The 23919-nt window shown below is 69.3% G+C and carries 19 protein-coding genes; 17 read left to right on the top strand and 2 right to left on the bottom strand.

Annotated features, from left to right (window positions below; all coding sequences use genetic code 11):
• Position 1 precedes the first annotated feature (1 nt).
• The 8 genes from kdpA to ABT170_RS22195 all read left to right on the top strand — a co-directional run bounded on the left by kdpA (position 2) and on the right by ABT170_RS22195 (position 10375).
• Positions 2-1666 carry a potassium-transporting ATPase subunit KdpA gene (kdpA, locus tag ABT170_RS22230; RefSeq protein WP_329946895.1) on the top strand — a complete coding sequence of 555 codons (1665 nt, stop codon included), beginning with the start codon at positions 2-4 and terminating at the stop codon, positions 1664-1666.
• Between the two features lie 35 nt (positions 1667-1701).
• Entirely contained in the window at positions 1702-3804 is a 2103-nt protein-coding gene (gene kdpB, locus ABT170_RS22225; protein ID WP_351870191.1) for a potassium-transporting ATPase subunit KdpB, read from the top strand.
• Positions 3805-3810: 6 nt separating this feature from the next.
• Positions 3811-4479 (top strand): potassium-transporting ATPase subunit C, encoded by a 669-nt coding sequence (locus ABT170_RS22220; RefSeq protein WP_329946896.1) that lies wholly within the window; start codon positions 3811-3813, stop codon positions 4477-4479.
• 287 nt (positions 4480-4766) lie between these two features.
• Entirely contained in the window at positions 4767-5504 is a 738-nt protein-coding gene (locus ABT170_RS22215) for an ABC transporter ATP-binding protein (RefSeq protein WP_329946897.1), read from the top strand.
• 279 nt (positions 5505-5783) lie between these two features.
• On the top strand, positions 5784-8327 hold the full coding sequence (locus tag ABT170_RS22210; RefSeq protein WP_329946898.1) for a DUF4118 domain-containing protein: 2544 nt from the start codon (positions 5784-5786) through the stop codon (positions 8325-8327).
• Between the two features lie 77 nt (positions 8328-8404).
• Positions 8405-9097 carry a response regulator gene (locus ABT170_RS22205; RefSeq protein ID WP_266924715.1) on the top strand — a complete coding sequence of 231 codons (693 nt, stop codon included), beginning with the start codon at positions 8405-8407 and terminating at the stop codon, positions 9095-9097.
• A gap of 165 nt (positions 9098-9262) precedes the next feature.
• On the top strand, positions 9263-9613 hold the full coding sequence (locus ABT170_RS22200) for an OB-fold nucleic acid binding domain-containing protein (protein ID WP_443034402.1): 351 nt from the start codon (positions 9263-9265) through the stop codon (positions 9611-9613).
• Between the two features lie 3 nt (positions 9614-9616).
• Complete coding sequence (locus ABT170_RS22195; protein WP_351870049.1) at positions 9617-10375, top strand: DUF3159 domain-containing protein; 759 nt, start codon at positions 9617-9619, stop codon at positions 10373-10375.
• Positions 10376-10522: 147 nt separating this feature from the next.
• On the opposite strand, the gene ABT170_RS22190 is transcribed toward ABT170_RS22195, so the two are convergent.
• Complete coding sequence (locus ABT170_RS22190; RefSeq protein ID WP_266924718.1) at positions 10523-11200, bottom strand: potassium channel family protein; 678 nt, start codon at positions 11198-11200, stop codon at positions 10523-10525.
• On the bottom strand, positions 11200-11868 hold the full coding sequence (locus tag ABT170_RS22185) for a potassium channel family protein (protein WP_329946900.1): 669 nt from the start codon (positions 11866-11868) through the stop codon (positions 11200-11202). Before ABT170_RS22185 ends, ABT170_RS22190 begins: the two co-directional genes overlap by 1 nt.
• A gap of 422 nt (positions 11869-12290) precedes the next feature.
• Between ABT170_RS22185 and ABT170_RS22180 the strand changes: the two genes are divergently transcribed.
• The 9 genes from ABT170_RS22180 (at position 12291) to ABT170_RS22140 (ending at position 23890) form a co-directional block, all read left to right on the top strand.
• Positions 12291-12965 (top strand): GntR family transcriptional regulator, encoded by a 675-nt coding sequence (locus ABT170_RS22180; RefSeq protein WP_351870046.1) that lies wholly within the window; start codon positions 12291-12293, stop codon positions 12963-12965.
• A 202-nt stretch (positions 12966-13167) separates the two neighbouring features.
• Positions 13168-14229, top strand: coding sequence for a 1-aminocyclopropane-1-carboxylate deaminase (locus ABT170_RS22175; protein ID WP_351870044.1), 1062 nt, complete (start codon positions 13168-13170; stop codon positions 14227-14229).
• Positions 14230-14348: 119 nt separating this feature from the next.
• Positions 14349-16397, top strand: coding sequence for an APC family permease (locus tag ABT170_RS22170; protein ID WP_329946903.1), 2049 nt, complete (start codon positions 14349-14351; stop codon positions 16395-16397).
• Positions 16398-16509: 112 nt separating this feature from the next.
• Positions 16510-17838: a class I SAM-dependent RNA methyltransferase gene (locus ABT170_RS22165; RefSeq protein WP_329946904.1), complete on the top strand. Its 1329-nt coding sequence runs from the start codon at positions 16510-16512 to the stop codon at positions 17836-17838.
• Positions 17839-18161: 323 nt separating this feature from the next.
• Complete coding sequence (locus ABT170_RS22160; RefSeq protein WP_329946905.1) at positions 18162-18356, top strand: ribbon-helix-helix protein, CopG family; 195 nt, start codon at positions 18162-18164, stop codon at positions 18354-18356.
• Positions 18353-18745: a type II toxin-antitoxin system death-on-curing family toxin gene (locus tag ABT170_RS22155; protein ID WP_329946906.1), complete on the top strand. Its 393-nt coding sequence runs from the start codon at positions 18353-18355 to the stop codon at positions 18743-18745. The genes ABT170_RS22160 and ABT170_RS22155 overlap by 4 nt, the downstream gene beginning before the upstream one ends.
• 293 nt (positions 18746-19038) lie before the next feature.
• The gene (locus ABT170_RS22150) at positions 19039-20967 is read left to right on the top strand and encodes a GmrSD restriction endonuclease domain-containing protein (protein ID WP_351870039.1); all 1929 of its coding nucleotides are present in this window, start codon (positions 19039-19041) and stop codon (positions 20965-20967) included.
• Between the two features lie 550 nt (positions 20968-21517).
• Positions 21518-22372, top strand: a complete 855-nt coding sequence (locus ABT170_RS22145) for an alpha/beta hydrolase family protein (RefSeq protein WP_329946908.1) — start codon at positions 21518-21520, stop codon at positions 22370-22372.
• A 117-nt stretch (positions 22373-22489) separates the two neighbouring features.
• Positions 22490-23890, top strand: a complete 1401-nt coding sequence (locus ABT170_RS22140; RefSeq protein WP_329946909.1) for a carboxylesterase/lipase family protein — start codon at positions 22490-22492, stop codon at positions 23888-23890.
• The last annotated feature ends 29 nt before the right edge of the window (positions 23891-23919 follow it).

Genomic DNA, 23919 nt, shown 5'->3' with positions numbered 1-23919 from the left:
TATGAGCCCCGTTCTTTCTGGTGTGCTCCAGTTGCTCGCGCTCGTTGTGGCGCTGGGCCTGGCGTACCGTCCGCTCGGTGACCACATGGCCCGTGTGTATTCCTCTCCGAAGCATCTGCGGGTGGAGAGGTGGATATACAGGGTCATCGGTGCCGATCCCACCACCGAGATGCGCTGGCCGGCGTATCTGCGCGGAGTTCTGGCGTTCTCGGCGGTGAGTGTTCTCTTCCTGTACCTGATGCAGCGGGTGCAGGGGTCCCTGCCCGGTTCGCTGGGATTCTCTTCGATCGATCCGGATCAGGCGTTCAATACGGCGGCGTCGTTCGTCGCGAATACCAACTGGCAGTCGTACTACGGCGAGCAGGCCATGGGCCATGTCGTGCAGACCGGTGGTCTGGCGGTGCAGAACTTCGTGTCGGCGGCGGTCGGTATGGCCGTCGCGGTGGCGCTCGTGCGGGGTTTCGCCCGTGTCCGGACGGGGGAGCTGGGCAATTTCTGGTCCGATCTGGTGCGTGGCACGGTGCGGATCCTGGTCCCGGTCGCGGTGGTGGGTGCGCTGGTGCTGGTCGCCTGTGGTGCGATCCAGAACTTCTCCGGCATTCATGAGGTCGGCCAGTTCATGGGCGGGTCGCAGGAGTGGAACGGCGGGGCGGTGGCCTCGCAGGAGGTCATCAAGGAGCTGGGCACGAACGGTGGCGGTTACTTCAACGCGAACTCGTCCCATCCCTTCGAGAACCCCAGCCCGGTGTCGAACCTCTTCGAGATCTTCCTGATCCTGGTGATCCCGTTCGCCTTGACGCGGACGTTCGGCAGGATGGTCGGGAGTGTGAAGCAGGGATACGCGATCCTCGCCACGATGGGTGTCATCTGGCTCGGTTTCAGCGGTCTGATGATGTGGACCGAGTTCGCCCACAACGGGCCGGCGTTCGATATCGCCGGCGGGGCGATGGAGGGCAAGGAGAACCGGTTCGGAATCGGCGGTTCGTCGCTCTTCGCGGTCGCCACCACGTTGACGTCGACGGGTGCGGTGAACTCGTTCCATTCCTCGTACACGGGGTTCGGCGGCGGGATCACGATGCTGGGCATGCAGCTGGGTGAGATCGCGCCCGGCGGTGTCGGTTCGGGGCTCTACGGCATGCTGGTCATGGCGGTCATCGCGGTGTTCATCGCGGGTCTGATGGTCGGCCGTACGCCGGAGTATCTGGGCAAGAAGATCGGGACGCGTCAGATCAAGCTGGCGGCCTGTTACATCCTGATCACTCCGGCGCTCGTGCTGGGTTTCACCGCCGTCGCGATGGCTCTGCCGACGCCGGGGAATTCGATGACGAACTCGGGGGCGCACGGTTTCTCGGAGATTCTGTACGCCTACACCTCGGGTGCGAACAACAACGGTTCGGCGTTCGCCGGGCTGAACGCGGACACGCAGTGGTTCAACAGCACGATCGGGATCGCGATGCTGCTGGGCCGGTTCCTGCCGATGGTCTTCGTCCTGGCCCTGGCCGGTTCGCTGGCCGAGCAGAAGCCCGTCCCGGCGACCGTGGGGACGCTCGGCACGCACAAGCCGATGTTCAGCGGTCTGCTGGTCGGCACGATCCTGATCATCACCGGACTGACCTACTTCCCGGCCCTGGCGCTGGGTCCGCTCGCCGAGGGGCTGGCGTCATGAACATCAATGTGAAGAAGCCCGAGGAGCACCGCTCCATGTCCACCGTCAACGCCGGTCCCGACCGTGCGCCCCACAGCGACGTGCCGACCGGGCACCGGCCCGAAGGGCGTGTCGGCGGGGGCCTGTTCGACCCCAAGCAGCTCCTCAGGTCCTTCCCCGACGCGGTGCGGAAACTGGATCCCCGGGTGATGGTGAAGTCCCCGGTGATGTTCGTGGTGCTGATCGGTTCGGTGCTGACCACCGTGCTCGCGGTGCTGGACCCGACGGACTGGTTCGGCTGGGCCATCACCGTGTGGCTGTGGCTCACGACCGTCTTCGCGAACCTGGCCGAAGCGGTCGCGGAGGGGCGTGGGAAGGCGCAGGCCGACACGCTGCGCCGGGCGAAGACCGACACGGTCGCCCGGCGGGTCATCGGAACGAACGAGGAGCGGGTCCCCGGGACCGAGCTGCGTATCGGTGACCTGGTGGTCTGCGAGGCAGGTGACATCATCCCCGGCGACGGCGACGTCGTCGAAGGTGTCGCCTCGGTCGACGAGTCCGCGATCACGGGCGAGTCGGCCCCGGTCATCCGGGAGTCCGGCGGTGACCGCAGTGCGGTGACCGGTGGCACGAAGGTGCTCTCCGACCGGATCGTCGTGAAGATCACCACCAAACCCGGTGAGACGTTCATCGACCGGATGATCGCCCTGGTCGAAGGGGCGGCCCGGCAGAAGACACCCAACGAGATCGCCCTCAACATCCTCCTCGCCTCCCTGACCATCGTGTTCCTGCTGGCCGTGGTGACGCTCCAGCCGTTCGCGATCTACGCGGGCAGCGAGCAGTCGATGATCGTGCTGGCCGCGCTGCTGGTCTGCCTCATCCCGACCACGATCGGGGCGCTGCTCTCCGCGATCGGGATCGCGGGCATGGACCGCCTGGTCCAGCGCAATGTCCTCGCGATGTCCGGGCGGGCGGTCGAGGCGGCCGGCGATGTGTCGACCCTGCTCCTGGACAAGACCGGCACGATCACCTTGGGCAACCGGCAGGCCGCCGAGTTCGTCCCCGTCAAGGGTGTCACGGAGGCCGAACTCGCCGACGCCGCACAGCTCTCCTCCCTGGCCGACGAAACCCCCGAGGGCCGCTCCGTCGTCGTCCTCGCCAAGGAGAAGTACGGGCTCCGCGAACGCCACCAGGGCGAACTCGCCCACGCCCAATGGGTCGCCTTCACCGCCCAGACCCGCATGTCCGGGGTCGATGTCGACGGGCGCAAGGTACGCAAGGGCGCGACCGGTTCGGTCCTGGCCTGGGTGAAGGAGCGCGGCGGCAGTGTCCCGCAGGACACGCAGGCACTCACCGACCGGATCTCCCAGGCCGGTGGCACGCCGCTGCTGGTGGCTCGGGAGGACACCGACGGTGCCCGGGTGCTGGGTGTCATCCACCTCAAGGACGTCGTCAAGGAGGGCATGCGGGAGCGGTTCGACGAGCTGCGCCGGATGGGCATCCGTACGGTCATGATCACGGGCGACAACCCGCTGACCGCGAAGGCCATCGCCCAGGAGGCCGGGGTCGACGACTTCCTCGCCGAGGCCACCCCCGAGGACAAGATGGCCCTCATCAAACGGGAACAGGCCGGCGGCAAACTCGTCGCGATGACCGGGGACGGGACGAACGACGCCCCCGCCCTCGCCCAGGCCGACGTCGGCGTCGCGATGAACACCGGGACCTCGGCCGCGAAGGAGGCCGGGAACATGGTGGACCTGGACTCCAACCCCACCAAACTGATCGAGATCGTCGAGATCGGGAAGCAGCTCCTGATCACCCGCGGCGCGCTCACCACGTTCTCCATCGCCAACGACGTCGCGAAGTACTTCGCGATCATCCCGGCCATGTTCGCCGTCGTCTATCCCGGCCTGGACAAGCTCAACATCATGGACCTCTCCTCCCCGAGGTCCGCGATCCTGTCCGCCGTGATCTTCAACGCGCTGATCATCATCGCGCTGGTCCCGCTCGCCCTGAAGGGCGTCAGCTACCGGCCCTCCAGCGCCGACAGCATGCTCCGCCGCAACCTCGGGATCTACGGACTCGGCGGACTGATCGCCCCGTTCATCGGCATCAAGATCATCGACCTGCTCCTCTCCCTCATCCCCGGAATCGGCTGAACCGCCATGAACAGCACCGCAGGAAACACCGCCCGGCACCTCTGGGCCGGACTGCGCGCACTCCTCGTCCTCACCCTGGTCTGCGGCGTCCTCTACCCCCTCGCCGTCACCGGCGCCGCCCAGGCCCTCTTCCCCGCCAAGGCCAACGGCTCCGAGATCACCGCGGACGGCAAGGTCGTCGGCTCGGCCCTCATCGGCCAGCGCTACGACCTCCCCCTCAAGGACGGACAGGAGACCCCCGCACCCGACCTCACCTGGTTCCAGCCCCGCCCCTCCAACGGCCTGGGCACCAACAGCGTCAACACCCAGTACGCACTGATCCTCTCCGGCGCCACCAACCGCTCCGGCGACAACAAGGAACTCATCGACTGGGTCACCACCGCCAAAGCCGCCGTCATCAAGGACAACTCCGTCCCCGGCCACCCAATCGACCCCGACGACGTGCCGGCCGACGCCGTCACCTCCTCCGGCTCCGGCCTCGACCCCGACATCTCACCCGCCTACGCCGAACTCCAGACCCGCCGCGTCGCCGAGAAGAACCACCTCGACGTCAACCAGGTCCAGAAACTCGTCAAGGAACACACCACCGGCCGCGTCCTCGGATTCATGGGCGAACCCCGCGTCAACGTCCTCCAACTCAACATCGCACTCCGTGACCTGGTGAAGGGCGCCTGACCAGGCCGAATGCCCGAGGTCTGCCGCGAGCCGCCGTGCCCGCCCGCCGCAAGGACTCCCCGTGCAACCACGGGAGGGTCCACGGTGGGGCGGGCACGGGGCTACGGGCGGGCCCGGTCCGGATCCCGCTGCGGGCCCGGTCCGATGGCGGTGCGGCGCCACTGGGGCCGCTGTGACGGGTGTGCCTCGGGGCGATCCGTCCGGCCTCCCGAGAACTGGCCATTGCCCGGCCGTGTGCCTCATGCACATACTGACGGCGGTGAACACGCGTACGCACGGGGAGAGACATGACCGAAAGCAGCACCGGCGGACACAGCAGCACGGCCGTCGCCGAGGATCCGGCCCGCGGGCCCATGGTGCGCGTCGAGGACCTGCACCGCTCGTACGGGACCGGCTCCGCCGCCGTACACGCGCTGCGCGGCGTCTCGTTCGAGATCCCGCGCGGTGAACTGGTCGCGCTCAAGGGCCGCTCCGGCTCCGGCAAGACGACGCTGCTCAACCTGGTCGGCGGCCTGGACTCGGCGGACAGCGGACGGATCACCGTCGACGGCACCGACCTCTCCGATCTGGGGGAGGACGGGCTGCTCGAACTGCGACGCGACCGGATCGGCTTCATCTTCCAGTCGTTCGGCCTGATCCCCATCCTGACCGCCGCCGAGAACGTCGGTGTACCGATGCGGCTGCGCAGGGCGGACCCCGCCGAGCGCGAGGAGCGAGTAGCGCTGCTGCTCTCCCTGGTCGGCCTCGGCGACCACACCCAGCAGCGCCCCGGAGAGCTCTCCGGCGGCCAGCAGCAGCGCGTCGCCATCGCCAGGGCGCTGGCCAACCGCCCCGCCCTCCTGATCGCCGACGAACCCACCGGGCAGCTCGACGCGGAGACGGGGCTCGCGGTCATGGAACTGCTGCGCGCGGTCGTCCGCAGCGAGAACGTCACGGCCCTGGTGGCCACCCACGACCCGCAGCTGCTCGGCTTCGCCGACCGGGTGCTGGAGCTGAGCGACGGGCACATCGTCGAGCACGCGTAAGCGAGGCCGAGCCGCGTAGAAGACCCGAGCGCGCGCAGGGAGACCGTGCGGCGCGCTCAGGGAGACCGTGCGGCGGTCCGTTCGTCCGTTCCATGTCAGGGGCTCCGTTCCGTGCCCGGCCGGCTACCGGCCGGGCATCAGAATTCCGTCAATACGTCCTCCGCCCCCACTCTCGGTCCCACATGTCCGAAATCCTCGGAGTAGCGTCGACAGCGGTTGCCGCACAGGCCGCCGCCGGCTGAGGAGAGACGAAGCCGGATTCGAGAAGACAATGGGGCCATGGCGCGCGGCAAGCTTCGGATATATCTGGGTGCGGCACCCGGTGTGGGCAAGACGTACTCGATGCTGTCCGAGGCACATCGACGGGTGGAGCGGGGCACCGACTGCGTCGTGGCGTTCGTGGAGCACCACGACCGGCCGCGCACGGAGGTGATGCTGCACGGTCTGGAGCAGGTCCGGCGCAGCGAGATCGAGTACCGCTCGGCGGTCTTCACCGAGATGGATGTCGACGCCGTGCTGGAGCGGGCCCCGACGGTCGCCCTGGTGGACGAGCTGGCCCACACGAATGTTCCCGGTTCGCGCAACGCGAAGCGGTGGCAGGACGTGGAGGAGCTGCTGCGTGCGGGGATCGACGTCATATCGACGGTGAACATCCAGCATCTGGAGTCGCTGGGCGATGTGGTCGAGTCGATCACCGGTGTGCGGCAGCGGGAGACCGTGCCCGACGAGGTCGTCCGGCGGGCCGACCAGATCGAGCTTGTCGACATGTCGCCGCAGGCGCTCCGGCGACGGATGGCCCACGGCAACATCTACAAGCCGGACAAGCTCGACGCGGCCCTGTCGAACTACTTCCGCCCCGGCAACCTCACCGCCCTGCGGGAACTGGCCCTGCTCTGGGTCGCCGACCGCGTCGACGAATACCTCCAGCAGTACCGCGGCGAACACAACATCCGCACCACCTGGCAGGCCCGCGAACGCATCGTCGTCGGCCTCACCGGAGGCCCCGAGGGCCGGACGCTGATACGGCGCGCCTCCCGGATGGCGGCGAAGGGCTCGGGGAGCGAGATCCTGGCGGTGTACATCGCGCGCAGCGACGGGCTGACCGCGGCGTCCCCCAAGGAGCTCGCCGTCCAGCGCACCCTGGTCGAGGATCTCGGCGGAACGTTCCACCATGTCATCGGCGACGACATACCCGCGGCCCTCCTCGAATTCGCCCGCGGGGTCAACGCCACTCAGATCGTGCTCGGCTCCAGCCGCCGCAAGACCTGGCAGTACATCTACGGCCCCGGCGTCGGCGCCACCGTCGCGCGCGAGTCCGGCCCCGACCTCGATGTCCACATCGTCACGCACGAGGAGGTCGCCAAGGGGCGCGGCCTGCCCATCGCCCGGGGCGCCCGCCTCGGCCGCGCCCGCATCATCTGGGGATGGATCGTCGGCGTCGGGGGACCCGCACTCCTCTCCCTGCTCCTCACCAGCCTGGAGAACGGCCCGGGACTCGCCAACGATGTCCTGCTCTTCCTCTTCCTGACGGTCTCCGCGGCCCTGCTCGGCGGGCTGCGGCCCGCCCTCGCCTCGGCCGCCGTCGGCTCGATGCTCCTGAACTACTGGTTCACCCCGCCCACGCACACTCTGACGGTGCAGGACCCGGAGAACTTCGTCGCCATCGTGATCTTCTTCGCGGTCGCGGTGGCGGTGGCCTCGGTGGTGGATCTGGCGGCCCGCCGTACCCACCAGGCGGCCCGGCTGCGCGCCGAATCGGAGATCCTCTCCTTCCTCGCCGGCAGCGTCCTGCGCGGAGAGACCACCCTGGACGCCCTCCTGGACCGGGTCCGCGAGACCTTCGCCATGGAATCCGTCGCCCTGCTGGAGCGCAAGAGCGACGTCGACCCGTGGACCTGCGCCGGGTCCGTCGGTCCGGCTCCGGCCGTCCGCCCCGACGACGCCGATGTGGACATGCCCGTCGGTGACCACATGGCGCTGGCCCTCTCGGGGCGGGTGCTGCCGGCCGAGGACCGGCGGGTGCTCGGCGCGTTCGCCGCCCAGGCCGCCGTCGTCCTGGACCGCCAGCGCCTGGTCTGGGAGGCCGAGCAGGCCCGCAGGCTCGCCGAGGGGAACCGGATCAGGACCGCCCTGCTCGCCGCCGTCAGCCATGACCTGCGTACGCCGCTGGCCGCCATCAAGGCCGCCGTCAGCTCCCTGCGGTCCGACGACGTCGCCTGGTCCGACGAGGACGAGGCCGAGCTCCTCGAAGGCATCGAGGACGGTGCCGACCGCCTCGACCACCTGGTCGGCAATCTGCTGGACATGTCCCGCCTCCAGACCGGCACCGTCACCCCGCTGATCCGCGAGATCGATCTCGACGAGGTCGTGCCGATGGCCCTGGGCGGCGTCCCCGAGGGCAGCGTCGACCTGGACATCCCCGAGACGCTGCCGATGGTCGCCGTCGACCCGGGGCTGCTGGAGCGGGCCGTCGCCAACATCGTCGAGAACGCCGTCAAGTACAGCCCCGACGGGCAGCCCGTCGCCGTGGCCGCCAGCGCGCTCGGCGAACGGGTCGAACTGCGGGTCGTCGACCGCGGCCGCGGTGTCCCCGACGAGGGCAAGGAGCGTATCTTCGAGCCCTTCCAGCGGTACGGTGACGCCCCGCGCGGTGCCGGCGTCGGCCTCGGACTCGCCGTCGCCCGCGGCTTCGTGGAATCCATGGGCGGCACGCTCGACGCCGAGGACACCCCCGGCGGCGGACTGACCATGGTGCTGACCCTGAAAGCGGCACCGGGATACGTCGCCGCCAGCCCCGACCTGCCCGCCCGGGTCACCTCGTGACGCGGTTCCCCTCGCGTGACGGCAGCCCCACCCCCGTACAGCACACACTCTCCGTACAGCAGAAAGGCAGGTCCGCGATGACCCGGGTGCTTGTGGTCGACGACGAGCCGCAGATCGTACGCGCCCTCGTGATCAACCTGAAGGCGCGCAAGTACGAGGTGGACGCGGCGCCCGACGGGGCGACCGCCCTTCAGCTCGCCGCCGCCCGCCACCCCGATGTCGTCGTCCTGGACCTCGGGCTGCCCGACATGGACGGCGTAGAGGTGATCAAGGGGCTGCGCGGCTGGACCCGGGTACCGATCCTGGTGCTCTCGGCCCGTCACACCTCCGACGAGAAGGTCGAGGCGCTGGACGCAGGGGCCGACGACTACGTCACCAAGCCGTTCGGCATGGACGAGCTGCTGGCCCGGCTGCGGGCCTCCGTACGCCGGGCCGAACCGGTCGGCCAGGGCGGAGCCGACGATGTCGTGACCATCGAGACCGAGGGGTTCACGGTCGACCTGGCGGCGAAGAAGGTCCATCGCGAGGGCCGCGACGTACGGCTGACCCCGACCGAATGGCACCTGCTGGAGGTCCTCGTCCGCAACAGCGGCCGACTGGTCAGCCAGAAGCAGCTGCTCCAGGAGGTGTGGGGCCCCTCGTACGGCACCGAGACCAACTACCTGCGGGTCTACATGGCCCAGCTGCGCCGGAAGCTGGAGGCCGATCCTTCGCACCCCCGGCACTTCGTCACCGAGCCGGGCATGGGCTACCGCTTCGAACGCGGCTGACGGCCAGGCCCGGCAACCCGCGGCGTCCGTCCGGGTAACCCTTTCGAGTGATCCTCCCTGGCCCCCGCCCGTAGCACAGGGGACCGGTACCCTTCGGGTATGAGTGCTGTTCCTCGATTCGAGAAGGGCGGGAAGGCGGAGAAGCCTTCCGGCCGCTTCCGCCGCATGCTCGACCGGCTGTCCAGCTCCCAGCAGGACCTGGAGTCCGAGGAGCTGCAGGAGGACACGCAGGCGTCGGGGTGCACGCGCATCTCCGAGTGCTCGGACCGCCAGATCGTGAAGGTGGCTGGTACGTTGCGGACCGTCACCCTGCGTCCGCGGGCCGGAGTGCCCGCACTGGAGGCGGAGCTCTTCGACGGGACCGCGCCGCTGGACGTGGTCTGGCTGGGCCGGCGCTCCATCGTCGGCATCGAGCCCGGCCGCAGACTCATCGCCTCGGGCCGCATCGCCATGAGCCACGGGCGCCGGGTGCTGTTCAACCCCAAATACGAACTCCGACCGCTCGGCAAGGAGTAGCCGGTGACGTCTCTCGACAAGCCGACGTCCGAAACGGACCAGACCCACCGCACCGAACAGCAGGAAGCAGAAGCGAAAGCGGTCACCGAGGCCGCACTCTTCGAGGCCTTCGGCGGCGTGCGCGGCATGGTGGAGACAGTCCTTCCCGGGCTGCTCTTCGTCACGATCTTCACCATCAACAAGAACCTGCACACCTCGGCCATCGCCGCTCTGGTCGTGTCCCTCGCGCTGGTCGCCGTACGGCTGATCCGCAAGGACACCGTCAAGCACGCCTTCAGCGGCGTCTTCGGAGTGGCCTTCGGCGTGGTCTTCGCGATGATGACGGGCAACGCCAAGGACTTCTATCTGCCGGGCATGATCTACACGCTCGGTCTGGCGCTGGCCTACCTCGTCACGACCCTCGCCGGGGTGCCGCTGATCGGCCTGATCCTGGGCCCGGTCTTCAAGGAGAACCTCTCCTGGCGCGCCAGGAACCCCGGCCGCAAGAAGGCGTACGCCAAGGCCAGCTACGCCTGGGGGCTGATCCTCCTGGCCAAGTGCGCGATCCTCTTCCCGCTCTACTGGTGGGCCGACACCACCCAGCTGGGCTGGGTGCTCGTCGCGCTGAAGATTCCGCCGTTCCTGCTCGCGGTGTATCTGACCTGGGTCTTCCTCGCCAAGGCACCGCCGCCCATCGACGTCTTCGCCGAGATGGAGGCGGAGGAGCAGGCCGAGAAGGCACGCAAGGAGCAGGCGGCGGCAGCCCGGCACCACGAGGCCTGACCGCCGGACACCCGCAGACCGACGGGGAGGGGCCGGGAACCGTGACTCACGGTTCCCGGCCCCTCCCCGTGCATCTGCGGGTGTCCGGCTGTCCGCGGTGGTACGAGCCGAGGCGTCTGCGGGTTGTACGACGCCGACAGCGCCGGCTCAGTCGTCCTCGGGACCCCGGCGGACCGACAGCAGGTCCTCCAACTGCTCCTCGCGCGCCTGGGCGGCCACGAACAGCAGCTCGTCACCGGCCTCCAGAGTCTCCTCGGTGCTGGGCGTCAGCACCCGCGTACCGCGGATGATGGTGACCAGCGAGGTGTCCTCCGGCCACGCCACGTCCCCGACCGAGGTGCCGGCCAGCGCCGACTCCGGCGGCAGCGTCAGCTCGACCAGGTTGGCGTCGCCATGGCTGAAGCGCAGCAGCCGGACCAGATCACCGACGCTCACCGCCTCCTCGACCAGGGCCGACATCAGGCGTGGTGTGGAGACGGCGACATCGACGCCCCAGGACTCGTTGAACAGCCACTCGTTCTTGGGGTTGTTGACCCGGGCGACGACGCGCGGCACCCCGTACTCGGTCTTCGCGAGCAGCGAGACGACCAGGTTGACCTTGTCGTCGCCGGTCGCGGCGATGACGACGTTGCACCGCTGCAGGGCGGCCTCGTCCAGCGAGGTGATCTCACAGGCGTCCGCGAGAAGCCACTCGGCCATCGGGACCCGCTCCACCGAGATGGCGGTCGGTGCCTTGTCGATCAGCAGCACCTCGTGCCCGTTCTCCAGCAGCTCGGCCGCGATGGAACGGCCCACCGCTCCGGCCCCGGCAATCGACACGCGCATCAGTGACCGCCTTCCTCAGGACCCTCGGCAAAGGCCTCTTCGACCTTGGCGATCTCGTCCGTACGCATCATCACGTGGACCAGGTCGCCCTCCTGCAGCACGGTCTGCGACGTCGGCAGGATCGCCTCACCCAAACGGGTGAGGAAAGCCACGCGGACGCCGGTCTCCTCCTGGAGCGTGCTGATCTTGTGGCCGATCCAGGACGGCGTCGTGTGCACCTCGGCGAGCTGCACACCACCGCTCGGGTCGCGCCACAGCGGCTCGGCGCCCGAGGGCAGCAGCCGCCGCAGCATCTGGTCCGCCGTCCAGCGGACCGTGGCCACGGTGGGAATGCCGAGACGCTGATAGACCTCGGCACGTCGCGGGTCGTAGATCCGGGCGGCGACGTTCTCGATGCCGAACATCTCGCGGGCCACCCGGGCGGCGATGATGTTCGAGTTGTCGCCGCTGCTCACCGCCGCGAACGCCCCGGCTTCCTCGATGCCCGCCTCGCGGAGGGTGTCCTGGTCGAAACCGACCCCGGTGACCCGACGGCCGCCGAATCCGGACCCGAGGCGACGGAACGCCGTGGGGTCCTGGTCGACCACCGCGACCGTGTGCCCCTGCTGCTCCAGAGTCTGCGCGAGCGCGGCTCCGACTCGCCCGCAGCCCATGATGACGATGTGCACCTTGCGCCTACCTCGCAGTCCTGGTCGTCCGGCTGACCTGCGAAAACACCCTGCTCACACTTCTCTCTCAGCTTGCCGGGCAAACAACGGGGCAACCACCTTCGGCGTTGCCCCGGGATGAGCTTATGCGGCCTTGAATCCTTTGCCTCATCCGAGTGTGCGTTCGGCGGGACGCTCCGGCAAAGGGGAAGTAAAGGGGGTGGGACGGGCGTGCTACCACCCCGGCCCTTGGCCGCCCCCGGACTCCTGCCCCCGGACTCCTGCCCCCGGACTCCTGCCCCCGGACTCCTGCCCCCGGACTTCCGTCGGACTCCCGCCCCGGGGTTCCCGTCGGACTCCCGCCCCCCCCGGGCTCCCGTCCCCGAACGTGTCGCCCTGCGCACCCTTCCGTACCGATGAACAGACATCTAACATGTCAGTTCATGGACACTCTTCGCCCGGTCCGGCGGACACTGCTGCGGGACACCGCGTACGAAGCGATCCGCGACGCCATCGTCCGCGGGGACATCCCACCCGGGGCCGCCGTCCGCGACGCCGACCTCGCCGAACGTCTCGGACTCTCCCGAGCGCCGGTCCGCGACGCGCTGTCCCGGCTGGTGGGGGAGGGGCTCGTCGAGAGCAAGCCGCAGAGCTATACGAGGGTGACCAGGCTCGTCCCGCGCGATGTCCGGGATGCCGCCGCCGTCGTACAGGCCATGCAGGAGCTGGCGGCGCGCGGGGCGGTGCCGCGGCTCACGGAGCGGGACATCGCGGCGATGCGCGAAGCGAACGAGCGGTTCCGGGCGGCGACGAGGGTGGGTGATGTCGCGGCCGCGCTGCGCGCGGACGACGAACTCCACGACACCCTCGTCACCGCCTGCGGCAACCGCGCGGTCGCCGCCACCATCGAGCGCTACACGCCGCTGATCCGCCGGCTGGAGTGGCGTCAGTTCGGCACGGCGGACGCGGCGCACGGCTCGGCGGAACTCCACGACCGCCTCATCGACGCCTGCGCGGAGGGCGACGCGGAGGCGGCGGCGCGGATCACCGCGGACATCTGGAGCGCGCTGGAGGGGCTGGCGGACGAGGAGGAGAACGCCACGGCCCCGGAGGTGTGAGCGGCCAGAACAGCCGAGCGCGCCGGGCCTCCGGGAACGGCACCGAGCCGGTCCGCCTCCGCCGGCACCCCCCGTACCCCCAGCACCCCCCGTCCCCCCAGCACCCCACTTACTCCACGAGCCCCCAGCACCCGACGCGTCCCATGAACCACCTCACGTACTCCATGGACGACCGGACCCGACCTCACCTTCAGGAGCCCCCGTGACCACAGCCTCCACTCCCACGCCCGCCCCCGTCCTCCCCGAGGCGCTCTCCGCTCCCCACCGCTACCCGCTCCTCTTCGGCCCTTCGCCGACGCACCGGCTGGAACGGCTCACCGAGCACCTCGGCGGCGCCGACCTCTGGGCCAAGCGAGAGGACTGCAACTCCCCGATCGCCTACGGCGGCAACAAGACGCGCAAGCTCGAATACCTCGTGGCCGACGCGCTGGCCCAGGGCTGCGACACCCTCGTCTCGATCGGCGGAGTCCAGTCCAACCACACCCGCCAGGTGGCCGCGGTCGCCGCCCGCGCCGGACTGAAGTGCGTACTGATCCAGGAGAGCTGGGTCGAGTGGCCCGACGCGGTCTACGACAAGGTCGGCAACATCCTGATCAGCCGGCTCGCCGGAGCGGACATCCGTCTGGTCCGCGCCGGATTCGGCATAGGCGTCAAGGACAGCTGGGAGCAGGCGCTGCGTGAGGTCGAGGAAGGCGGTGGCCGCCCGTACGCCATTCCGGCCGGCGCCTCCGACCACCCGCTGGGCGGACTCGGCTTCGCCAACTGGGCGTACGAGGTCGTGGAGCAGGAGCGCGCGCTGGGCGTCTTCTTCGACACGGTGGTGGTCTGTTCGGTCACCGGTTCCACCCAGGCGGGCATGGTCGCCGGCTTCGCCGCCGTCCAGGAGGCGGGCGGCCGACCCCGTCGTGTGCTGGGCGTCGACGCCTCCGCCGAGCCGGCCCGTACCCGCGAGCAGATCGCCAGGATCGCCCGCGCCACCGCTGCCCGCATCGGTGTACGGCGGGAGCTGACCGTGGACGACATCGAGCTGGACGAGCGGTACCACGCCGGTACGTACGGCATCCCCGACGAGACCACGCTCGACGCGATGCGGCTGGCCGCCCGGACCGAGGGCATGGTCACCGACCCGGTCTACGAGGGGAAGTCGATGGCGGGCATGGCCGACCTCGTCGCACGCGGTGAGATCGGCCGCGAGTCGACCGTTCTGTACGCCCATCTGGGCGGCCAGCCGGCACTGAACGGTTACAGCGCGTTGTTCTCGTAGGGGCTGGCGCAAGGATTGCGTTAAGGAATGTGTGAGCTTTTCCGCTGATCGCAGGAGAATGCGAGGCCACGGCGTTTGGGCGGCGGTGACCCCGCTGCCCAGCGCTTACGATCCTCTGCGTGTCCAAACTGACCGACGTGCCCAAACGGATCCTGATCGGCCGGGCGCTGCGCAGCGACAAGCTGGGAGAAACGCTCCTCCCCAAACGCATCGCGCTCCCCGTCTTCGCATCCGACCCGCTGTCCTCGGTGGCGTACGCACCGGGAGAAGTCCTCCTGGTGCTGTCCATCGCGGGCGTGTCGGCATATCACTTCAGCCCGTGGATCGCGGTCGCCGTCGTGGTCCTGATGTTCACCGTCGTCGCCTCGTACCGGCAGAACGTGCACGCGTACCCGAGTGGTGGCGGTGACTACGAGGTCGCCAACACCAACCTCGGCCCCAAGGCGGGGCTGACCGTCGCCAGCGCGCTGCTGGTCGACTACGTCCTGACCGTCGCCGTGTCCATCTCCTCGGGCGTGGAGAACCTCGGCTCCGCCATCCCGTTCGTCGTCGAGCACAAGACGCTCTGCGCCATCGCCGCCATCGTGCTGCTGACCCTGATGAACCTGCGGGGCGTCAAGGAGTCGGGGAAGCTGTTCGCCATTCCCACGTACCTCTTCGTGGCGGGCGTCTTCATCATGATCCTCTGGGGCGCGTTCCGGGGACTGGTCCTCGGCGACACGATGCACGCGCCCACCTCGGACTACGAGATCAGGCCCGAACGCGAGGGACTGGCCGGCTTCGCCCTGGTCTTCCTGCTGCTGCGCGCGTTCTCCTCCGGCTGTGCGGCCCTCACCGGGGTCGAGGCGATCAGCAACGGTGTCCCCGCCTTCCGCAAGCCCAAGAGCAAGAACGCCGCGACCACCCTGGCCGCGATGGGCCTGCTGGCCGTCACCATGTTCTGCGGCATCATCGGGCTGGCCATGGCCACCGATGTGAAGATGGCGGAGAACCCGGCGAAGGACCTGATCCACAACGGCGCCGCGGTCGGTGAGAGCTTCGTCCAGGACCCGGTGATCTCGCAGGTCGCGGCGGCGGTCTTCGGTGACGGCTCGTTCTTCTTCATCGTCCTCGCCGCCGCCACCGCGCTGGTCCTGTTCCTGGCGGCCAACACCGCGTACAACGGGTTCCCGCTGCTCGGCTCGATCCTGGCGCAGGACCGCTATCTGCCGCGCCAGCTGCACACCCGCGGGGACCGGCTCGCCTTCTCCAACGGCATCGTGCTGCTGGCGGGCGCCGCCATCCTGCTGGTCTGGATCTACGGGGCCGACTCCACACGCCTCATCCAGCTCTACATCGTCGGGGTCTTCGTCTCCTTCACCCTCAGCCAGACCGGCATGGTCCGGCACTGGAACCGCCATCTGCGCACCGAGAAGGACCCGGCCAAGCGGCGCCGCATGATCCGCTCCCGCGCGATCAACACCTTCGGCGCTTTCTTCACCGGCCTGGTCCTCGTGGTCGTCCTGGCCACCAAGTTCACCCACGGCGCCTGGGTCGCCCTGCTCGGCATGGTGATCTTCTACGGGACGATGAGCGCGATCCGCAGGCACTACGACCGGGTCGCCGAGGAGATCGCCGCCGACGAGACCCCCTCGGACGAGAGCGTCCGGCCGTCCCGGGTCCACTCGATCGTGCTGGTCTCCAAGCTCCACCGCCCCACGCTGCGGGCCCTGGCGTACGCCAAGCTGATGCGCACCGACCATCTGGAGGCCCTGTCCATCAGCGTCGACGCTGCTGAGACGAAGGCGCTCAAGGAGGACTGGGAGCGGCGCGGCATCAACGTACCGCTGAAGATCCTCGACTCGCCGTACCGCGAAGTGACCCGTCCGGTCATCGAGTACGTGAAGGGCCTGCGCCGGGAGAGCCCGCGTGACGTGGTCAGTGTCTACATCCCGGAGTACGTCGTCGGGCACTGGTACGAGCACCTGCTGCACAACCAGAGCGCGCTGCGCCTCAAGGGCCGGCTGCTGTTCACCCCCGGGGTGATGGTGACCTCCGTGCCGTACCAGCTGGAGTCCTCCGAGGCCGCGAAGAAGCGGGCGAGGAAGCGCGCGGAGTGGAGCGCGCCGGGTTCGGTGCGCCGGGGGCCGGTGGAACGCCGGCAGAAGGAGCCCAGCAACAGGGGCTGACGCCCCGGCCGGTGATTGTGGTAAGCGGTCGGACGCCGCACACGTAGACTGGTGGGCTGTTGTCCGGCCGTACGCCCGGCCGTTTGTCCTTTGAGCTCTGGAGCCTCCCCTCATGCAGAACGAATCCACGTCGTCGCTGGTCGGGGAGGAGTACGAGGTCGAGATCGGGCCCGTCGCGCACGGCGGTCACTGCATCGCCCGTACCGACGAGGGCCGGGTCCTCTTCGTACGGCACACCCTCCCGGGCGAGAAGGTCGTCGCCAGGGTCACGGACGGCGAGAGCGACTCCCGCTTCCTGCGCGCCGACGCGGTACGGATCATCGAGGCGTCCAAGGACCGCGTCGAGGCCCCGTGCCCGTACGCCGGGCCCGGCATGTGCGGCGGCTGCGACTGGCAGCACGCCAAGCCCGGCGCCCAGCGCCGGCTCAAGGGCGAAGTGATCGCCGAGCAGCTCCAGCGCCTCGCGGGCCTCACGCCCGAGGAGGCCGGCTGGGACGGCACGGTCATGCCGGCCGAGGGCGACAAGCTCCCCCCGGGCGAGGTGCCCGCCTGGCGCACCCGGGTCCAGTACACGATCGACGAGGACGGCCGCGCCGGTCTGCGCAAGCACCGCTCGCACGACGTTCAGCCCATCGAGCACTGCATGATCGCCGCGCCCGGTGTCACCGAGCTGGGCATCGAGAAGCGGGAGTGGCCGCAGATGGCCGCGGTGGAGGCCATCTCCGCCACCGGCTCCCACGACCGCCAGGTCATCCTCACCCCGAAGGCCGGTGGCCGGCTGCCCCTGGTCGAGCTCGACAAGCCGGTCTCCGTGCTGCGCGTCGACGAGCACGACGGCGGCATCCACCGCGTCCACGGCCGCGCCTTCGTCCGCGAGCGCGCCGACGACCGCACCTACCGGGTCGGCTCCGGCGGCTTCTGGCAGGTCCACCCGCAGGCCGCCAACACCCTGGTCCGCGCGGTCATGCAGGGCCTGTTGCCTCGCAAGAACGACACCGCCCTCGACCTCTACTGCGGCGTCGGCCTGTTCGCGGGCGCCATCGGCCAGCGCATCGGCGAGAAGGGCGCGGTGCTCGGCATCGAGTCCGGCAAGCGCGCGGTCGAGGACGCCCGCCACAACCTCAAGGACCTCGACCGGGTCCGCATCGAACACGGCAAGGTCGACCAGGTCCTGCCCCGCACCGGCATCACCGAGTGCGACCTCATCGTCCTGGACCCGCCCCGCGCCGGCGCCGGCAAGCAGGTCGTCAAGCACCTCTCGGGCCTGGGCGCCCGCAAGATCGCCTACGTGGCCTGCGACCCGGCGGCGCTGGCACGCGACCTGGCGTACTTCCGCGACGGCGGCTACACGGTGCGGACGCTGCGGGCGTTCGACCTGTTCCCGATGACGCACCACGTGGAGTGCGTGGCGATTCTGGAGCCGGTGAAGAAAGACGCGTGACCTGCGGGTTTGTGGCGTAGGGCGGTCGTTCGGCCTGTTTCCGCCATGCAGCGGGTCGAGTGGACGGATCGACTCTCGCAGGCCACCTGACCTGCGCATTCATGAGGGAGGGGCTGCGGCGGGGACGCTTTCAGGGGGCAAAGGACTTCGGTACGGGCGTCCCGCCGCAGATCCCTGGCGAGGGCACGAGCTGCTCACCGGAGCCCACGCTCCTCGGAGCCGGGAGCGCGGCCCGGCCGAGCCGGACAACGTGGCTCCGTGGTCCGGGATCTTGAGCGGCTGGATCACCTCGCACCTTGATACCAGTCCGGTATCATCGTTGTATGGCGATGACACTCCGGCTTCCCGATGACCTTGATGCGAAGCTCACCGAGCGTGCCCGCCGCGAGGGCCGCAGCAAACAGGAACTCGCCATCGAGGCCATCCGTGATGCCCAGGACAGGGCGGAGCTGAAGGTCGACGATGTCCTGGCCGAGCTGATGCACAGCGATGCGGAGATCCTGGACTACCTGAAGTGACCGCAGTGCGCTACATCCAGATCGACGAGATCCTGGCCATCGCCCGCACGGTCAACGGTACCGAGCACAGCGTGCGTGACATGGGGCTTTTGGTGTCAGCGGTCGAACGGCCCCGGACCCACGTGTTCGGAGCCGAGCTGTATCCCACGCTGCACGAGAAGGCGGCGGCACTGCTGCACTCCGTTGCCCGCAATCACGCGCTGATCGATGGCAACAAGCGCACCGCGTGGCTCGCCATGCGCGTCTTCCTGCGGTTCAACGGCGTCAGTGCCGGTACTGCCCCGCCGCCCGTCTCCATCGCCGGCCCGTTCGTCGAGGAGGTCGCGCAGGACATCATCGACGTACCGGTCATCGCCAAACGCCTGTCGGCCTGGTTCCCCGTCTCCTGACGCACGACGACGCATGGGCCGGGCAGGCGCGGGCCCGACCGCACGCACCTGTCCGGCCATCCGGTGAGCGGCGAGCCCGGCACTGGAAGGAGCGTGTTGGCCGTCACGAGATCACCGGGCAGACGCATGGCTCTGATCGATGGGGCGATGTCAACGAGTGGGGAGCGGGTGGCGTGCGCTTTCGGGTGCGTCGCCGAGTCGCTCCGGGGTGGCCGGGAGTACCCGTTCAACCCGATGCCGTGTCACTCACGATCGGTAACATTCCCCTGGGCGACACACGAGGTGGGGGAACCATGGGGCTGGCGAACGAGAAAATCATCTCGCAGGTGGAGGACCTGCTGACCGGAAGGGTCGTGATCCCCTCCATCCAGCGTGACTTCGTATGGATGCGGCCCGATGTCCGGGACCTCTTCGATTCGCTGTACCGGGGGTACCCGGTCGGAGCCCTGCTGCTCTGGAAGACCAATCTGACCGTCCCCTTCAAGACAGCTGCCGTCGTTCAGACCGCCAAGTCGCGGCATCAGCCTCTCTATTTGCTGGACGGCCAGCAGCGGCTGACTTCCCTGGCCTGGGTGTACCGACCGGAATCGAAGGCCGACGGCCGTCACATCGACCTGCGCTTCGATGTGCGTACCGAGGAGTTCGTCAATCCGAGCGCGGTTCAGCGCAAGGACCCCTTGCTGTTTCCCGTGTCGCTGCTGTTGCAGGAGAACGTGCAGTTCTATCAGGTTCTGCAAGACGCTGGCGTGCCTCTCACCGATCCCGGGTTCGCCGCCTGGATGCATCGGCTGCAAAAGGTGAACAACATCAGGCACCACCAGATGGCTGTCATCACCTACGAGTCCGATGACTACGAGGAGGTCGCGGAGCTCTTCGCTCGACTGAACAAAGGCGGTCGCCGGCTGTCCAAGGGGGATCTCGTGTACAGCGCCATCGCGGCGCGGTGGTCCGACGGCCTGGATGCCATGGACGCCTTCCACCAGGAACTGCAGGACAGCAACTTCGCGCTGAACAGGGAGGCCGTGCTGCGCCTCATGAGCCTTCTCGCGGGGACCGGCGCACACCACATCAAGCTCATCGGGGCGGAGGTCGACGAAGTCGCGCTGAAGGAAGCCTGGCAGGCCACCGAAGCGGCGTTGCGCCACGCCATCGACTTTCTGCGGGCTGAGTGCTCGATCCCCCGGTCCGAGATCCTGTCTTCTCCCAACCTCACCATCGTGCCGGCGCTCCTGCTGCACGATCGGGGCGGCAAGCTCCGTCCGGGCGAGGCGCAGTTGCTGCGCCGATGGGTCTACACGGCGATGGCGTTCAGCCACTATTCGCTGCAGGTCGAGGGAAAGCTGGAAGCGGAGGCCAGGCTGATCCGGGCGCGGGGTGGCGAGGACCTGTTCGCCGAACTCATCCGCCGGGCCTCCGGCCCCCGCTCCGCCGACAGCTCTCTGCACCCCAGGGACCTGGAGCAGAAGTACTCCACTCATCCCTTCTTCAAGCTGCTCTACATTGCCGCGCTGCGGGGCGGAGCGCGGGACTGGGCGACCAACATCACGATCAACGACCAGCCGATGAACACCGGCGCGAGGATCGAGTTCCACCATGTGTTCCCGCGCGCCCGGGTGCAGCCGGTCTACGCGAAGGAGGAGTGGAACAGCCTGGCCAACCTGGCCTTCATCACCGGTCAGACGAACAAGATGATCTCGTCCAGCCTCCCCGACGCGTACATGCAGGGCGTCGCCACCGAACGGCTGGCGGAACAGTGGATCCCCGCCGATCCGGAGTTGCGGACTCTCGATCGGTTCCCCGACTTTCTGGCCGCGCGCAGGGCCCTGCTGGTCGATGTCCTCAACAGATTGCTGGGGCTTCCCGCCTACGCCGGGCAAGCAGCTCACCAGGACACCGACGAACTGCCGGACGACGAGGCGGTGATCGCAGAGGAAAGAGCTGCACCCACACTCGTCGGGACGCGGGTTCAGGAGCTCCGGACAGAACAAGGCATCGAGATCCACGCGATCTACGAGGGCCGGCGCGCCCAGGCCTTCTACGATCCGTCGTCCCGCGTCGTGAGCATTCACTCCGGTCCCGGCCGAGGTGAGTACGAGTCGCCCAGCGGAGCGGCAGCGGCCGTGGTGAGCGCTCTCAACCCGCTCGTCAAACCGAACCGCAACGGTTGGGCGTTCTGGACGGTCACGTCCACGGGGAATCTGCTGCAGAGCATCCGTCAGTAGGACCCCTGAGCTCAGCGGGCGCGCACACGCAGGGCATCAGCACTCCCGGGCCTGTCGGTTGCAAGAGCCATGGGGGATTCGTCGTCCAAGGCATCCGGTCACTCGGAGGCGGCCGGACGCCCCGCGTACCGGCGTTGACCGGACGCTGCCCGGGGAAGGGCGGCCCGGTGAGCTCGACGGGGTCGTCAAGGCACTGGACAAGCCGGTCGAGTGGGGGATCCGCGGGCCGACCCCGACGCCGGGCGGGTCGGCGCGGTCGAGGACTTCTACCGCAACGCTTCATCCACCAGCTGACCCGGGCCGGGAGGCGGCCGACCCTTCCCGAGTTCTCCTCCCGGGACCGGGCGGCGGGCTCTCCGTCGTAGTGGTGGAACCGAGCATGGCACCCCTACCGCGCTCGGGCCTCTCGGTAGGTTGCACAAACTCCGACGTCGCTGCTTGCCGCGATTGCGCAGAGACGGGTCTCGAACCGTGCTTCAGGATGTGCGATCAGACAAGGCGTGAGCCGGATGAAACATCCAGTTCACCGTGACGACATCGGGAGTCCGCTGTGCACTGGAGAAAACTGCTCGTCCCCCTGACCTCGCTCCTGCTCCTTGTGACGGCTTCCGCCGGCGCGGGAGCGGCGGCGGCGTCCACCGGTTCCCCCGCCGGTGCCGGCACCGAAGTGGCCGCGGCCGACTACGGCGCTCCCGGCCCCTACGCCACCGCCGTGGAGGTCGGGGCGGTGACCACCCTGTACTACCCGCGTGACATCGCGACCAGCGACCGCCGCCACCCCGTGATCGTGTGGGGCAACGGCACCTTCGCCTTCCCGGTCGTCTACCGCGACCTGCTGCTCCACTGGGCCAGTCAGGGCTTCATCGTCGCCGCCGCCAACACCCCGCAGTCCAACCTCGGCATCTCCATGCGCGCCGGGATCGACCTGCTCACCCGCCGCAACGCCGACCAGGGCAGCCCCTTCCACGACCGTGTCGACCTGGAGCACATCGGGGCGTCCGGTCACTCGCAGGGCGGCGCCGCCGCCATCGTCGTCGGCGCGGACCCGCGCATCGACACCATCCTGCCCATCCAGCCCGGACCGCTCGCCGACATCGACGGTGTACACGTACCCGCGCTCCTGCTGGCCGGGCAGAAGGACAGCATCGTCTTCCCCTTCCTGGTCAAGGCCTTCTACAACGACGCCGACCACATACCGGCCATCTACGGGGAACTGCGCGGCGCCGATCACCTCACGGTCGTGGGCGACCCCGGCCCGTTCGCCGCGCCCACCACCGCCTGGTTCAAGGCACACCTGATGGGGGACCAGACGGCGCGTGCGCAGTTCTTCGGGGCCGACTGCGGGATCTGCACCGACAGCGGCACCTGGTCCGACGTCCGCCGCAACGGCCTCGCGAACCGGTGACCCGCTCCCGGAGACCCCTGCCGCCGTGACCGGCGGCCGTCCCGATCCACACCGTCCGCCCCTGACGCGACCGCGACCAGGGGCGGCCGGTTCCCGTTCGCACATAGAAGGACTGCCATGGACCTCATCGCGACCACCGGGCAGGGCAAGGTCCGAGGCCGTTTCCACAACGGGATCGCCACCTTCCTCGGCATCCCGTACGCCGCCCCGCCCTTCGGCGCCCACCGCTTCCGCGCTCCCGCCCCGGTCGAGCCCTGGGAAGGGGTACGAGACGCTCTGGAGTACGGGCCGACCGCCCCCAAACGCCCCTACCGCCCGCCCCTCGACCGGCTGATACCCGATCCGAGCATCCCCGGGGACGACTGTCTCAACCTCAACGTCTGGACCCCGTCCGTCGGCGAGGGCCGGCTGCCCGTCATGGTCTGGATCCACGGGGGTTCCCTGCGCAACGGATCGGCGAGCCTGCCGCTCTACGACGGGGGCGCCTTCGCACGCGACGGGGTGGTCCTCGTCTCCGTCAACTACCGGCTCGGCGTCGAGGGGTTCGGGGTCTTTCCCGACGCCCCTGCCAACCGGGGCCTCCTCGACCAGATCGCGGCCCTGAAGTGGGTCCGCGACAACATCACCGCCTTCGGCGGGGATCCGGCGAATGTCACCGTGTGCGGGGAGTCCGCCGGCGCGATCAGCATCGCGGCCCTCATGACCAGCCCCGGCGCGGCCGGGCTGTTCCACCGGGCGATCCTGCAGAGCGGCCCGCCGCACACGGTGTCGCGCCGCGAGGGCGCGAGGACCGTACGGTCGATGGCGAAGAGACTGCGGATCCCCGCCACCGCCGAGGCGTTCGCGGCGGTGGACCGGGACCTGCTGCTGGACGCGCAGGCCGCCGTCGTCGACCGGTCCGACCCCATCGGCGGCGGTCCCGGCTTCCATATCGTGGTCGACGGCGACGTGGTGCCCGCCGCCCCGCCGCTTCCCGAGGCCGACCTGCTGCTGGGCTGCAACCGGGAGGAGTACCGGCTGTGGTTCGTACCCGGCGGAACCGTGGACCGGATCAGCCGGCTCACCCTGCGGCTGGCGCTGCTGAAGATCCGTGTCCCGCAACGCGTGGCACGCCTGTACCGAGCCACCCGGCCGCACGCCAAACCCGGTGAGATCCTGGGGGAGATGGCCACCGATCTGCTGCTGCGGGGGCCGATCAACCGACTCGCCGACTCCCGGCCCGCCCGCACCTTCGTCTACGAATTCCGCTGGCGCTCGCCCGTGATGGGGCTCGGCGCGTGCCATGCGCTGGAACTGGGCTTCGTCTTCGACAACCTGCGCGCCGCCGAGGACCTGACCGGGCCCGGCGCGCCCCAGCCACTGGCCGACGCCATGCACCGGGCCTGGGTCGCCTTCGCCACGACCGGACAGCCGGGCTGGTCCGGCTGGAACGCGGACCGGCCCGTCATGGTCTTCGACCACCCCGGCACCGGCCCGGTCCTCGCACCCCGTGACGAGGAACTCGGCGCCTGGCTCTGAGAGATGACGGGCCGGGCGCCCGGCGAGGG

It is taken from the genome of Streptomyces sp. NPDC001787, assembly GCF_040297465.1.
In the GTDB taxonomy this organism is placed as follows: Bacteria; Actinomycetota; Actinomycetes; order Streptomycetales; family Streptomycetaceae; genus Streptomyces.
Note: the sequence above shows the minus strand (reverse complement) of the source record. Positions and strands in the feature narration are given on the sequence as shown.